This is a genomic window from Pseudomonas sp. GW821-FHT01C01 (assembly GCF_059422645.1).
Genome location: NZ_JBWKXF010000044.1, coordinates 1 through 12,812, shown reverse-complemented (window position 1 = coordinate 12,812; position 12,812 = coordinate 1). Strand labels below are relative to the sequence as shown.

Genomic DNA, 12,812 nt, shown 5'->3' with positions numbered 1-12,812 from the left:
GCGGTGGATCAAGGGCATTTCGATTATCACAGTATGATAATATTATGCACATGCATCCACTGAGGAGCTAGCCATGATTGCGATAGGTGAGGCATGGAAGGCGGGGTTGTTGGGGCGAGGACACTGGCTTCGCAATGTGGTGTCTGGCGTGATCGTCGGGGTCGTGGCGCTCCCCTTGGCAATGGCGTTTGCCATTGCGTCTGGCGTCAAACCTGAGCAAGGCATCTACACCGCGATCATCGGTGGTCTGCTGGTTTCACTCTTTGGGGGAAGCCGCTTGCAGATTGCCGGGCCGACAGGTGCGTTCATCGTGATTCTGGCGGGAGTCACGGCCAAGCATGGTGTTGACGGTTTGCAAATCGCCACGATGATGGCGGGGGCCATCCTGTTATTGCTGGGATTTGCCCGGCTCGGTGCAATCATCAAGTTCATTCCCGACCCGGTGATTGTCGGATTCACCGCGGGCATCGGCGTGATCATCTGGGTCGGACAGTGGAAAGACTTTTTCGGTTTACCGACGATCAGTGGAGAGCATTTCCATGAAAAGCTCTGGCATCTGCTCCAGGCGCTCCCGGATCTTCATGTAGCCACCACCCTGCTGGCGGTACTTAGCCTTTTCCTGGTCATCACCGCTTCCAAAATTCCCGTACTCAAACGCGTACCTGGCCCGCTAATCGCAATGGCGGTAGCTACAGCGATACAGTCAACCTTTCATTTCGAGGGGGTAGCCACAATTGGCAGCGCATTTGGTGGCATAGCTCAAGGCCTTCCAGCGTTTAGCCTGCCTGAAATTACGCTGTCTCGCGTCATCGATTTGATTGGTCCGGCGTTCACTATCGCCATGCTTGGAGCAATCGAATCTTTGCTGTCCGCAATGGTGGCCGATGGCATGGCGGGCACCAGGCACGACTCCAATCAGGAACTGATCGGTCAGGGGTTGGCCAACCTGGTCACGCCATTGTTTGGCGGCTTCGCAGCAACCGGGGCCATTGCCCGCACTGCAACCAATATCCGCAACGGCGGCACGAGCCCGCTGGCCGGCATTACGCACGCGGTCACCTTGGTGCTTATTATTCTGTTTCTGGCACCTCTGGCCTCAAACATACCGCTGTGCGCCCTGGCCGCCATTCTTTTCGTGGTCGCGTACAACATGAGCGAGTTGAAGCACTTCAAGCGCATGGTCCAGCGAGCCCCACGCGCAGACGTATCCATCCTGCTCATCACCTTCAGCCTCACAGTGTTCAGCGACTTGGTGATCGCCGTGAATATCGGCGTCATTCTTGCGATGCTGCACTTCATGCGCCGCATGGCCTCATCTGTGGAGGTGCAACAGGTAGTCGAGCACGAGCTTGAAGAAGAGCTGAGGGCCAATGGGCATACTCGCCTGCCGCCAGGGACATTGATTTATACGATTGAAGGGCCATTGTTCTTTGGTGCGGTTGAGACCTTCGAGCGCGTCTTGGCTCAGACCCATACCGACCCCCGCCTGCTGATTATCCGTTTGAAGCGCGTACCGTTCATGGATATCACTGGCTTGCAGGTTCTGGAGGAGGTCATTCAGCAGCTGCACAAGCGGCATATCGTCGTGAAGCTTTGTGAGGCGAATACCAAGGTGCTCAACAAGCTCGATAGGGTGGGGATCCTGCAAGCAATCGGCGCAGAGCATTACCACGTCGATTTCAACACCGCACTGGCCAACGCTATCAGTCACGTAGAGGGTACGTCGACCCTCTAGAGGCTAACTGCCCGTGTTGGGTTATGACTTGGTGCTGGTGGCATGCTTACTCTTGGTCGAATAGCTGGCACCGTGAGTGTCCAGGTAGTCACGGATCAGTTGACGGACCACCTGTGAAGGCGTCAGGTCTTGTGCTGCACAGAGTTCCTCGAAAGCTTTTTTCTTGATGGGGTCAATGAGCACGGTGAGGCGCGCAGTCTTGCTTTCCATGGGGTATTCAATCACTCAGTCGCTAGATGTTAATCAAATTGTAATTGCCTTGTCCGGTGCTGTCACGGTACAGGCGGTGTGCTGATCGCTACCTCGACTTCACTCTCAGGAAAAGATTTGGTTCTCACGGTAGGTGCTGGGTCGGAACTGCTTTGATCCAGCGTAGATAATCCCAATCAACGAAGAAGGGAACAGAAGTGACAGCTGAATTGTGTTGAGCACCAGTCAGCTTCCAAGAAATGGGAGATTCTCTTCTCGAATGACGCGAGCAGCATCATCGTATAGAAACGGGAGAAACATATAACGGCGACCTTTGGTTACGGGAGTGGCTTCGTGCAAAAGTGAACACGAAAACACCACAGCCCCTCCCGTTGGGGCGCTGTAAAGCGCTTTTCCAAATTCTGGAAAATGCAGAAAACCGCCTTCGTACTCTCCCGAATTAAGAAACAGGGAAACGGCAAAACGGCGATGCGCTGTACCCTTCGTGGTGTTATCCCTATGGGGCCGGAAATGTCCGCCTTCCTCGCTGTTGTAGCAGGCCACCAGATAGCGCTCCATTCGAGTGGCATTGAACTGGAACGCTTTATGTAGCTCTGGAAGCAGACGGTTGGCTATACGCAACGAACATGCTTTGGATAGAGCGTCGTCTTCAATAACGCAGTCACGACGTCGCTTGTGGCCATGGTCGGTGATGTGGACGGTTTTACCCGACTGCTCCAACATAAACCCGGAGTCCTCTCCGCCACGTTCGTCGTAGTAACTTACTAGTGCTTTACACAGCTTGGGCTCAAATATACGGGGAATCACCAGGACTGGTGCGTGTGGAGTGGCGGTATGTGGCGGCGCCAGTGCGGGTAATTTATCCAGAAAGCGCATTAATGAGGGGACGTGGTTATCAACCGGTGCCTCTATCGGGACGATGGCCAGGACACGCAGTGCAGGATCCAGCACATAGGTCATTTGCCTGATGCTGCCGTCTAGCTGCAATGTACCGTAGAGCTTACTAACTGACCGATCGAAATCCCAGATGAAGCGCATGCCAGGTATCGAACTTTCTACCCGCTTCAGCTTTTCATCATCTGGATCTACGGATACACCAAAGAAGCAGACGTGATCGTCATTGAACCGCTGGCGATGGGCCTGAACACCTTCCAGAACTTTAATTGATGCGAGATCAGCCGCAGAACCGAAAAAAGAAAGCACTACATATCGACCGGCAATAGTGTCGAAACAAAAGCGCTCTCTTTGTTGAGTGCGGCAATGGAACCAAGGGGCAGGTCCACCGATTGAAAACGCTGTGGCGCGCATCACAACTCCTTGCCGGCAGGCAGTGGATCGCTATTAGGAATAACGCCAGGAGACTCATGCTGAGCACTGATTTTTTCCCAAAGGTGCCGCGTACAAATGGGCTTGCGGTGACGCTCGTTGCGATGCCGAAGCAGGAAGCACCCGAAGCTTGCAGGTTAAATTAGTTCAGTTTTGTTGAAGCTGCCCAGAGCGCAGATGGCGACTTTCTCCTTCATGAGTGGCGGCCCTGTTTCACCGACCCGTTGAATCCACAGGGTGAAAGCAGCCGCTTGGGTGTCATCAGCACCACCAGCGTCATCTGGATGAGCTCTTCATTCTTGTCGATGGCTTCCAGGGCGAGCTGGTTTTCGTTGAGCTTGAACGGCAGGGAAGGGAGCAGGTCAGAGTTTGGCATCGCGAATCCTCCGTGGAGTTTTCAGCGTAGCAGCAGGATTTCTCGGGCGGTGCTCGGGGGTGCTGGCAGGATGCGGAAAGGCGGGGAAAACGGGATAGTTTTGTAACGCCAGCCGAAAAGTTTTGTAACGCTTCGGGTGTAGTCGGATTTTCACCAACCCCCAGAAACGACAAAGCCCTGAATAATCAGGGCTTTGTCGTATAAAGATGGCGGAGGCGATGGGATTCGAACTCATGGACCTGTTACAGTCGACGGTTTTCAAGACCGTTGCCTTAAACCACTCGGCCACACCTCCGTTTGCGTTGCGGGCGCCATAATACCTGAATGAAACACACTGTCAAACTCTCTGCATAGCTTGTTACAGAGCGTCTGTTATGATCTTTGCGACTGAACGTTTCAAACCAACAGGAGTGTCGCCATGCGCGAACAGGATTACGCAGTTAATAACAGCGTGCAGGCTGAGCAGCTAGAGGTTAGCCGCGTCCTGCGCAACACATACGGCTTGCTCGCCCTGACCCTCGCATTCAGCGGTGTGACAGCCTACGTTGCCCAGCAGATGCGTGTTGGCTACCCGAATATTTTTGTGGTGCTGATCGGCTTCTACGGTCTTTTCTTCCTCACCAACAAACTCCGTGATTCGGCCTGGGGCCTGGTGTCGGCATTTGCCCTGACCGGTTTCATGGGTTTCCTGCTTGGCCCGATCCTCAACCGTTACCTGGGTATGCAGGGCGGCGCTGAAGTGGTCAGCTCGGCTTTCGCGATGACGGCGCTGGTGTTCGGCGGTCTGTCGGCGTATGTGCTGATTACCCGCAAGGACATGAGCTTCCTCGGCGGTTTCATCACTGCAGGCTTCTTCGTGCTGCTGGGTGCGACGCTGGCGGGCATGTTCTTCCAGATCAGCGGTCTGCAACTGGCGATCAGCGCAGGTTTCGTGCTGTTCTCCTCGGTCTGCATTCTGTTCCAGACCAGCGCCATCATTCATGGCGGCGAGCGTAACTACATCATGGCCACCATCAGCCTGTATGTATCGATCTACAACCTGTTCGTCAGCCTGTTGCAGCTGTTCGGCATCATGGGGCGCGATGATTGATCGTCGGCCTTGAAGTAAAAAACCCGCTCAGGCGGGTTTTTTATTACCTGGAATTCAGGATTACTCGGCAATGACAATGCTGCCGTCGGCTTGTTGCCGGTAGATGGTGTAGGGCAGCAGCAACGTATCCATCGCCCCGGACACGACTGCGTCGAGCAGCACTAAAGCGGGGGCGGGACCATGTACCTGCGCATCCCGACCCTCTTCGAGGGGCGCATTCAGGTAGCAAAAATCGTAGGTCACGCCGCTGTAGATTCGCGGTACCGCGCCGCAATAACTCTTTTGGTCCTTCAGGTCCTTTGCGGCCACTTCGTCGCTGCGCACAACCGTTTGAATCGTGCCACAACCCGCAAGCAGCATCGCCACGAGTAGCATTGCCTGAGTTTTCATACCGTCAATCCTTCGCCGGAAACGATCAATCTACTTCAGTCTGAAACAAATATCACTCACGCCATGGGCGGCAACCGGCGCTTGACCGGGGTTTTCTTGACGATCGCCGTATTGGTTTCAGCGTGGGTGTTGAGGCGGTCGAGCAGGGTGTCCAGTTGTTCCATCGAGCGCACATGCAGGCGCGCAATGAAACAGTCGTCGCCGGTCACCTTGTCGCACTCGGTGAATTCGGGAATGGCCATGATTTGCCGTTCCACTTCCTGCAATTGCCCCGGCAACGGGCGAATACGCACGATGGCCTGAAGTTGATAGCCAAAGCATTTCGGGTCGATTTCAACGGTGTATCCCTTGAGCACGCCACGCTCTTCCAGGCGGCGCAGACGCTCGGCAACACTGGGGGAGGACAGGCCACTGATTTGCGCCAGTGCCTTGAGCGAGCGTCGCGAGTCTTCCATCAGGGCCGTGATCAGCACCTGGTCGATGTCATCGGTCATGGCGAAAACCTCTGTTAGGCATTTTTTAAAAACAGCCTTGATAAAAAAGGCAGATCCAGAGTTTAGCCTGCTTTTTGCACTGGAGTAGCGCCTGGGTGCATTGGCATACTTTGGCCACAAATACAGGAGTCTGATGATGGACAAAACCCTACGCCGCGGTTCGTTCGAAATGACGGCCGCCATGTTGATCTCCGGCACCATTGGCTGGTTCGTGCTGGTGTCCGGGCAACCGGTGCTGGATGTGGTGTTCTGGCGCTGCCTGTTCGGTGCCGGTACCTTGCTGTTGATTTGCGCAGCTTTCGGCTTTCTGCGCCCCGGCATTTTGACTCGCACGACCTTCCTGCTGGCGGTGCTCAGCGGGGTGGCGATTGTCGGCAACTGGGTGCTGTTGTTCGCGTCTTATTCCCGGGCGTCAATTGCCATCGGCACCGCCGTTTATAACGTCCAGCCGTTCATGCTGGTTGGGCTGGCGGCGCTGTTCCTCAACGAAAAAATCACCACGCAGAAACTCGTCTGGCTGGGCGTTTCGTTTCTCGGGATGCTGGCCATTGTCAGCGCCCATGGCAGCCAGGGCGAGAGCGGCAGCGATTACCTGATGGGCATCGCCTTGGCGTTGGGTGCGGCGTTTCTCTACGCGATTGCCGCGCTGATCATCAAGCGCCTGACTGGAACCCCGCCGCATTTGATCGCGCTGATCCAGGTCAGCACCGGCGTGTTGTTGCTCGCGCCATTTGCGCATTTTTCGGCACTGCCGCAGGCGCCGAGTGCGTGGGCCAGCCTGGTGACACTGGGTATGGTGCACACCGGTGTGATGTACGTGTTGCTGTACGGCGCGATTCAAAAACTGCCGACTGCGCTGACAGGCGCGCTGTCCTTCATTTACCCGATTGCGGCGATTTTCGTCGACTGGGTTGCCTTCGGCCATCGCCTGGAGGCGCTGCAATGGATCGGGGTCGCGGCAATCCTGCTGGCCGCTGCCGGCATGCAGCAAGGGTGGTCGCTGAAATTTCGGCGTACGGTGACGCCGTAAGCCGCTACGCAGGCATCAGATGTTCCAGTGCGGCGCGCTCCTGACCAGTCGCTGGCGCATCTCGCTGATGTTGGCGGCCAGTTGTTGAGTCAACAAGCGATACCCGTCCAGGGTGTTGTAGACCGGCGCGTCGAGGCTGACAGCGGGCAAACTGATGGGGCGACTGAGCCGCTGGCAGGCGCCGGATTTCAATGCCCGGGCCATGCCGATCAATTGCACGCGAATCTGCCGGTGTTCAGCTTTCAATGCCGTTTGCAGGAGCGTCATCGCCTCGGGGTCATTGGCGTCCGGTCGGGTATTGCCGAGGATTTCCAGGGTGCTGACGCACATGCGCAAGTTACGCTGGATGGCATCCAGGTCAGTCATGGAAATTTTCACTTCCTTGGACACCGAAGGCATCAGTGAGCGCAGTTGCACCATCACCGCGTTCAGGCGGGTCATGAGTTTGAGGTGTTCGTCGGCAGTGATGGCTTGACCGTCAATGATGCGCCCGTAAATTTTCGCGCAATCACGCAGCGCATCGGCCAGATTGTAGCGCCAGGAGTAAACCGCGTACAGCGGCAGGGCGAAGGAAAACACCAGGGCCAGGGCAATGCCGATCAGAATGTCCACCCCTCGCCACAAGCCATCGGTGACCGGGTTGTCGCCATGCCCGGCGACGATGAACACGGTAATCGCCGACAGCAGTGCGGTGTAACCGCCTTTGCCGATGGCGTGATACGAGAAAAAACCGCAGACCACCGACATCGCGAAATAGGTCAGCAAGGGCATCCCGAGCCAGGCCTGTTGTGCCACCAACGCCAGGCCGACGCCGGCCCCGATCAAGGTGCCGATGGCGCGCTCGGCGGCTTTCTTGCCGATGTTGCCGTGGTGCTGCAAGCCGCCGATTACCACCAGCATGGTCACCGACGCCCACTCACCGTGGGGCAGATGGATGCCGGTGGTCAGCAGGATCGTTGCCAGCAACCCCAGCGACACGCGTACGGCGTGAATCACCCGGGCGTGGCGATAGCGCCGATACGGGTCCAGCAACGGACGCAGCAGTCGGCGCAGCAACGGTGGCAGCCAATGGGCTCTGGATGTGCTCAGGCTGGTGCTCCTCAGAAGATGTAGTCGGTCGTCAGGAAACTCGAACTGCGGCCGCTGATGATTTCGCTGATCAGGTCCTTGTTGGTCTCCTGGAACTTGGTGGCCACCAATGTGCGGATCGAAAACACCCGCAGTGCGTCATGTACCGACAAGGTGCCCTCGGCCGAGTTCTTGCGACCATTGAAGGGATAGGTGTCCGGGCCGCGCTGGCACTGGGCATTGAGGTTGATGCGCCCGACCTGATTGGCGAAGGTGTCCACCAGGCGGCCGACCGCGACCGGATTGGTGCCGAAGATGCTCAACTGCTGGCCGAAGTCCGATTCCAGCACGTAGTCGATCACGGTATCCAGATGACGGTACGGCACGATGGGGACCACAGGGCCGAATTGTTCTTCCTGATAAACGCGCATCTGCGGGGTGACCGGGTAAAGCACCGCCGGGTAGAAAAACGACGCTCGGGCCTCGCCGCCGTTGGGGTTGACCACTTTGGCGCCTTTGCTCTCGGCGTCCGTCACCAGTGAGTGCAGATAGTCGACCTTGCTCGACTCAGGCAGTGGCGTCAGGGATACGCCGCTGTCCCAAGGCATGCCGGGTTTGAGCGTAGCCAGTCTGGCATTGAATTTCTCGATGAAGGACTCGACCACGTCTTCGTGGACAAAGAGGATTTTCAACGCTGTGCAGCGCTGGCCATTGAAAGACAGCGAACCGGTGACTGCTTCGCTGACGGCGTTGTCCAGATCCACTTCCGGCAGGACGATGCCCGGGTTTTTCGCATCCAGGCCCAGCGCCGCGCGCAAACGGTGTGGTTTTGGATGGAGTTTTTTCAGGTCACTGGCGGCCTTGTTGGTGCCGATGAAGGCAAAGATGTCGATCTTGCCGCTGGCCATCAGCGCACTGACCGTCTCGCGGCCGCTGCCGTAAATGACATTGATCACCCCGACCGGGAAGCTGTCGCGGAAGGCTTCCAGCAGCGGGCGAATCAGCAGCACGCCGAGTTTGGCCGGCTTGAACACCACGGTGTTGCCCATGATCAGCGCCGGGATCAGCGTGGTGAAGGTTTCGTTCAACGGATAGTTGTAAGGTCCCATGCACAGGGCGACGCCCATCGGCACACGACGGATCTGGCCGAGGGTGTCCTGTTCAAGTTCGAAACGGCTGGAACGACGGTCGAGTTCTTTCAGCGCGTTGATGGTGTCGACGATGTAGTCGCAGGTGCGGTCGAACTCCTTTTCCGAGTCCTTGAGGTTCTTGCCGATTTCCCACATCAGCAACTTGACCACGGCGTCGCGCTGCTCACGCATGCGCCCGAGGAAAGTTTCGACATGCTGGATACGCTCGGCCACGCGCATGGTCGGCCACAATCCCTGGCCGCGGTCGTAGGCGCGGACAGCCGCGTCGAGGGCGGTCAGCGCGGTGTCGGCATCCAGCAGCGGCGTGCTGCCGAGGATCACTTGCTCATCGCCATTGGCACCAGCCAGGTACACCGGGCTGCGGACCTGGGCCAGTGGCCCGTTCCAGGTTCTCAGTTCGCCATCGACCAGGTACTCACGTTGTTCGGTCTGGCCGTCAAGGCGGTACTTTTCCGGGATGTCGGCGGGGCTCGGGAACAGGTTTTGGAGAATATTGGCTGTGGTCATGTCGCTACCCCTCTGGATTGGGTGATGCACTGATGAATCGTTTTAGCAGACCTCAGCAACCCTTGTCATGACTCATCTCAGCGTTTTGCCGCACGGCGTGATGGATCGCGGATTTATCGACACTCTCAGTCATGGCCTCAGAAGCGCCCCTTGTTGGCCCCCAATGCCCTCAACCTGCCCGCGTGGAGTGCCTTAGTGTTGATTTCTCCTTGATCACAACAAAAAAGCTGCACCCGGCCGACCGGGCAGCCAATGAGAGGACAGCCATGCGGGCAAGCCGACTAACTGAAAAGCCTAGCCTTTGTTTGGCCTTGGTGGGGGGTGTCTTTGCGGCGTTGCTGGCGGGGTGCGGCGAAGAGCCGAAAAACCCGCCGAGCCGTAACGAAGCCGGCGCCGCGAGGCCCGCCGACGCCGAGCTGGCGCAGGTTTACGACAACAGCTGCAAGCTTTGCCACGCCAACCCGTCGGCCGGGGCGCCGCTGACCGGTGACCTAAAGGCCTGGGAACCACGGGTGGTGCAGGGCGCCTACACGCTGCTCGATCACGCGATCAACGGTTACAACGGCATGCCGCCGATGGGCATGTGCATGCAGTGTTCGCAAGAGCAGTTCCTGGCGCTGATTGCCTTTATGTCCGGCCAGCAAATCCAATAACAAGAACGGCAGGGTGCGATTCATGACGATGGACCTGACACGGCGTCAGTTGTTGCAACGGGCGAGCGTCATTGGCGCCTTTACCGCGCTCGGCTCATCGCCGGCACTGGCCGAGCTGTTGCGCGCGCCACGGCTGATTCCCTGGCGCAACTGGTCGGGTGGCCAGAGTTGCCTGCCGGCGGCGCGGCTGGCGCCAAAGAACCTGGATGAGTTGACTCAAGTGGTGCGCCAGGCCCCCGGCAAGATACGTCCAGTGGGCTCGGCGCATTCTTTCAGCGCGCTGGTGCCCACCGACGGCACTTTGCTGTCGCTGAGCTATTTCTCGGGCTTGCTCGATCACGATCCGCAAACGCTGCAAGCAGAGTTCGCCGCCGGCACGCCGATGTCACGCATGGGCACGCCGCTCAAAGACATCGGCCAGGCCCTGCAAAACATGGCCGATATCGATTACCAGACCCTTGCCGGCGCGATCTCGACCTCGACCCACGGTACCGGCAAGAATTTTCAATCTTATTCGGCGCATGTCTGTGGCTTGCAGTTGGTGACCGCCACTGGCGAGGTATTGGACTGCGACAGTACGCGTCATCCGCAGGTGTTCAACGCGGCGCGGGTGTCGCTAGGCGCACTCGGGGTAGCCACGAAAATTCGTCTGCAAAACCGTCCGGCGTATCGCCTGAGGGAGCGCCAGTGGATTGCCAAAACCGAAGAGTTGCTGGAGGAGCTGGACAAAAACACCCGGGAAAACCAGCACTGGGAAATGCTCGTGGTGACCCATTCCGACTACGCCTTGTCGATCGCCCTGAACGAAACCACCGACCCGGCCACACCGCCGGTCCCGGCGGATGAGGAGGGCGGCAACGAGTTTGTCACGCTGATCGAGAAGATCGACAAATACGCCAGCGACTTCCCGGACCTGCGCCGCACCATGCTCAATAACCTGCGCCACCTGGCCAGCTTCGATGAGCGGGTGGGCGACTCGTTCGACATCTACGCCAACGTGCGCACGGTGCGTTTCAACGAAATGGAATATTCCGTGCCGGCCGAATATGGTCCGGCGTGTTTGCGCGAGATCCTCAAACTGATCCAGGACAAAGACCTGCGCACCTGGTTTCCGATTGAATACCGTTACGTCAAAGCCGATGACATTCCACTGAGCATGTTCGAAGGCCGCGACAGCTGTTCGATCTCGGTCCACCAGCATTACCAGATGGATCATCACAACTTTTTCGCCGCCATCGAGCCGATTTTCTGGAAGTACAACGGCCGGCCGCACTGGGGCAAGTTGCATACGCTGAACGCGAAAAACCTGCAACCGCTGTACCCGCGCTGGCAGGAGTTCATTCAGGTGCGGCAGGCACTCGACCCCAGCGGCAAATTTCTCAATGCGCATTTGTCATCCATTCTGGGGGTGAGCTGATGGCCGTCAATCGCCGCAAATTTTTGCTCGGCAGCGCAGGCGTCGGCGCCTTGTTGGTGGGTGTCGGGGCGTGGCTGCGGCCGGGTGACCGAGGTGCGCCGTACAGCGATTATTTCCGCACGCTGAACCGCGAACTCAAGGACCACGGCCCGATGCGACCGGTGATACTGATCGATCTTGATCGGCTGGATCACAACATCGATGTGGTGATGCAATCGGTCAAGCGCGGCGGCAAACACCTGCGTCTGGTGGAAAAATCACTGCCGGCACCGGGGCTGTTGGCCTACATCGCCAAGCGCGCCGGCACGCAACGCCTGATGTCGTTTCACCAACCGTTTCTCAACCATGACGCCGTGCAGTTTCCCGAGGCCGATATTCTGTTGGGCAAGCCGCTGCCGGTGCGTTCGGCGGAGTTGTTTTATCAGTCGCACAAGGGGCCTTTCGACCCTGCGAAGCAATTGCAATGGCTGCTCGATACACCAGAGCGTTTGCAGCAATACCTCGCCCTGGCTCAGGGGCTGGGCACGCGAATGCGGGTGAACATCGAGCTGGATGTCGGGCTGCATCGCGGTGGTATCCGTGACCTTGGCGCACTCGGGCAGATGCTGGCGCTGATCAGCCAGCATCCGCAGCACCTGGAATTCGCCGGGTTCATGGGCTACGACCCGTTCGTGGGCATGGGCGTGCCGGGGATTCTGGGATCGCCCGAAGAGCTGTTTGCCAAGGTGATGGTGATTTACAACCGCTGCGTCGATTTCACTCGTCAGCAATACCCCGGTTTGTGGCACGAAGGATTGACCCTCAATACGGCCGGCAGCCCGAGCTATCGCCTGCATGAGCACGAACAGCTCAGCAGCGAAGTGTCGGTGGGGACGGCGATGCTCAAGCCCACTCACTATGATTTGCCGTCACTGGTGGAGCATGTGCCAGCCGCTTATATCGCCACGCCGGTGTTGAAAAGCACCGGGGCGGTGAATATTCCAGCGCTGGATGATAAGTCCAGGTTGTTTTCCTGGTGGGACACCAATCAGCGCGAGACGTTTTTTATCTATGGTGGTAACTGGATGGCGGAGTTCGAATCGCCACCGGGGTTGCAGAGCAATGGGGTGTATGGCCGCAGCTCGAACCAGGAAATGGTCAATGGTTCGGCGGCGGTGGGGCTGACGGTTGAGGATCAGGTATTTTTGCGGCCGACCCAGACGGAGTCGGTGTTGTTGCAGTTTGGGGATTTGCTGGCGGTTCGGGGTGGGCGGATTGTGGATAGCTGGCCTGTGTATTCCTGATATTTGTTGGGTGTTTGGTACATCGCCTTCGCGAGCAAGCCCGCTCCCACAAGGACAACGCTGCACCCTGTGGGAGCGGGCC

General features: G+C 57.9%; 13 protein-coding genes and 1 tRNA gene. 6 read left to right on the top strand and 8 right to left on the bottom strand.

Annotated elements, in window-relative coordinates; all coding sequences use genetic code 11:
* Positions 1-73 precede the first annotated feature (73 nt).
* The gene (locus AC07XF_RS22060; protein ID WP_495028165.1) at positions 74-1,735 is read left to right on the top strand and encodes a SulP family inorganic anion transporter; all 1,662 of its coding nucleotides are present in this window, start codon (positions 74-76) and stop codon (positions 1,733-1,735) included.
* Positions 1,736-1,756: 21 nt separating this feature from the next.
* Here the strand turns inward: AC07XF_RS22060 and AC07XF_RS22055 are convergent, their stop codons facing one another.
* The 4 genes from AC07XF_RS22055 to AC07XF_RS22040 form a co-directional block, all read right to left on the bottom strand.
* The gene (locus tag AC07XF_RS22055) at positions 1,757-1,945 is read right to left on the bottom strand and encodes a ribbon-helix-helix protein, CopG family (protein ID WP_204123383.1); all 189 of its coding nucleotides are present in this window, start codon (positions 1,943-1,945) and stop codon (positions 1,757-1,759) included.
* A gap of 225 nt (positions 1,946-2,170) precedes the next feature.
* Positions 2,171-3,253, bottom strand: coding sequence for a 2OG-Fe(II) oxygenase (locus AC07XF_RS22050; RefSeq protein ID WP_495028164.1), 1,083 nt, complete (start codon positions 3,251-3,253; stop codon positions 2,171-2,173).
* A gap of 211 nt (positions 3,254-3,464) precedes the next feature.
* Positions 3,465-3,647 (bottom strand): hypothetical protein, encoded by a 183-nt coding sequence (locus AC07XF_RS22045; RefSeq protein ID WP_495028196.1) that lies wholly within the window; start codon positions 3,645-3,647, stop codon positions 3,465-3,467.
* Positions 3,648-3,854: 207 nt separating this feature from the next.
* Positions 3,855-3,942: transfer RNA gene (locus AC07XF_RS22040), tRNA-Ser, on the bottom strand.
* Between the two features lie 123 nt (positions 3,943-4,065).
* On the opposite strand from AC07XF_RS22040, the gene AC07XF_RS22035 reads away from it, so the two are divergent.
* On the top strand, positions 4,066-4,737 hold the full coding sequence (locus tag AC07XF_RS22035) for a Bax inhibitor-1/YccA family protein (RefSeq protein ID WP_007995889.1): 672 nt from the start codon (positions 4,066-4,068) through the stop codon (positions 4,735-4,737).
* Positions 4,738-4,797: 60 nt separating this feature from the next.
* Here AC07XF_RS22035 and AC07XF_RS22030 read toward each other — a convergent pair whose 3' ends face one another.
* Together AC07XF_RS22030 and AC07XF_RS22025 are read right to left on the bottom strand one after the other, a co-directional pair.
* A complete protein-coding gene (locus AC07XF_RS22030; RefSeq protein WP_495028163.1) occupies positions 4,798-5,127 on the bottom strand; it encodes a YceK/YidQ family lipoprotein in 330 nt (109 codons plus the stop codon).
* A gap of 56 nt (positions 5,128-5,183) precedes the next feature.
* On the bottom strand, positions 5,184-5,621 hold the full coding sequence (locus AC07XF_RS22025; RefSeq protein WP_007987480.1) for an Lrp/AsnC family transcriptional regulator: 438 nt from the start codon (positions 5,619-5,621) through the stop codon (positions 5,184-5,186).
* Positions 5,622-5,757: 136 nt separating this feature from the next.
* Between AC07XF_RS22025 and AC07XF_RS22020 the strand changes: the two genes are divergently transcribed.
* On the top strand, positions 5,758-6,651 hold the full coding sequence (locus tag AC07XF_RS22020; RefSeq protein WP_495028162.1) for a DMT family transporter: 894 nt from the start codon (positions 5,758-5,760) through the stop codon (positions 6,649-6,651).
* A gap of 15 nt (positions 6,652-6,666) precedes the next feature.
* Here the strand turns inward: AC07XF_RS22020 and AC07XF_RS22015 are convergent, their stop codons facing one another.
* Together AC07XF_RS22015 and AC07XF_RS22010 are read right to left on the bottom strand one after the other, a co-directional pair.
* Complete coding sequence (locus AC07XF_RS22015; RefSeq protein WP_495028161.1) at positions 6,667-7,707, bottom strand: FUSC family protein; 1,041 nt, start codon at positions 7,705-7,707, stop codon at positions 6,667-6,669.
* 44 nt (positions 7,708-7,751) lie between these two features.
* Complete coding sequence (locus AC07XF_RS22010) at positions 7,752-9,377, bottom strand: NADP-dependent glyceraldehyde-3-phosphate dehydrogenase (RefSeq protein ID WP_495028160.1); 1,626 nt, start codon at positions 9,375-9,377, stop codon at positions 7,752-7,754.
* A gap of 266 nt (positions 9,378-9,643) precedes the next feature.
* Between AC07XF_RS22010 and AC07XF_RS22005 the strand changes: the two genes are divergently transcribed.
* The 3 genes from AC07XF_RS22005 to AC07XF_RS21995 all read left to right on the top strand — a co-directional run bounded on the left by AC07XF_RS22005 (position 9,644) and on the right by AC07XF_RS21995 (position 12,730).
* Entirely contained in the window at positions 9,644-10,030 is a 387-nt protein-coding gene (locus AC07XF_RS22005; protein WP_495028159.1) for a c-type cytochrome, read from the top strand.
* 22 nt (positions 10,031-10,052) lie between these two features.
* Positions 10,053-11,447 carry a D-arabinono-1,4-lactone oxidase gene (locus tag AC07XF_RS22000; RefSeq protein ID WP_495028158.1) on the top strand — a complete coding sequence of 465 codons (1,395 nt, stop codon included), beginning with the start codon at positions 10,053-10,055 and terminating at the stop codon, positions 11,445-11,447.
* A gap of 74 nt (positions 11,448-11,521) precedes the next feature.
* Positions 11,522-12,730, top strand: coding sequence for a DSD1 family PLP-dependent enzyme (locus AC07XF_RS21995; RefSeq protein WP_495028193.1), 1,209 nt, complete (start codon positions 11,522-11,524; stop codon positions 12,728-12,730).
* Positions 12,731-12,812: the final 82 nt, after the last annotated feature.

Coding starts and splice junctions, on each gene's coding strand:
- AC07XF_RS22045 (WP_495028196.1), bottom strand. CDS start 3,647: ATGCCAAACTCTGACCTGCTCCCTTCCCTGCCGTTCAAGCTCAACGAA.
- AC07XF_RS22025 (WP_007987480.1), bottom strand. CDS start 5,621: ATGACCGATGACATCGACCAGGTGCTGATCACGGCCCTGATGGAAGAC.
- AC07XF_RS22060 (WP_495028165.1), top strand. CDS start 74: ATGATTGCGATAGGTGAGGCATGGAAGGCGGGGTTGTTGGGGCGAGGA.
- AC07XF_RS22010 (WP_495028160.1), bottom strand. CDS start 9,377: ATGACCACAGCCAATATTCTCCAAAACCTGTTCCCGAGCCCCGCCGAC.
- AC07XF_RS22050 (WP_495028164.1), bottom strand. CDS start 3,253: ATGCGCGCCACAGCGTTTTCAATCGGTGGACCTGCCCCTTGGTTCCAT.
- AC07XF_RS22030 (WP_495028163.1), bottom strand. CDS start 5,127: ATGAAAACTCAGGCAATGCTACTCGTGGCGATGCTGCTTGCGGGTTGT.
- AC07XF_RS22005 (WP_495028159.1), top strand. CDS start 9,644: ATGCGGGCAAGCCGACTAACTGAAAAGCCTAGCCTTTGTTTGGCCTTG.
- AC07XF_RS22000 (WP_495028158.1), top strand. CDS start 10,053: ATGACGATGGACCTGACACGGCGTCAGTTGTTGCAACGGGCGAGCGTC.
- AC07XF_RS22055 (WP_204123383.1), bottom strand. CDS start 1,945: ATGGAAAGCAAGACTGCGCGCCTCACCGTGCTCATTGACCCCATCAAG.
- AC07XF_RS22020 (WP_495028162.1), top strand. CDS start 5,758: ATGGACAAAACCCTACGCCGCGGTTCGTTCGAAATGACGGCCGCCATG.
- AC07XF_RS22035 (WP_007995889.1), top strand. CDS start 4,066: ATGCGCGAACAGGATTACGCAGTTAATAACAGCGTGCAGGCTGAGCAG.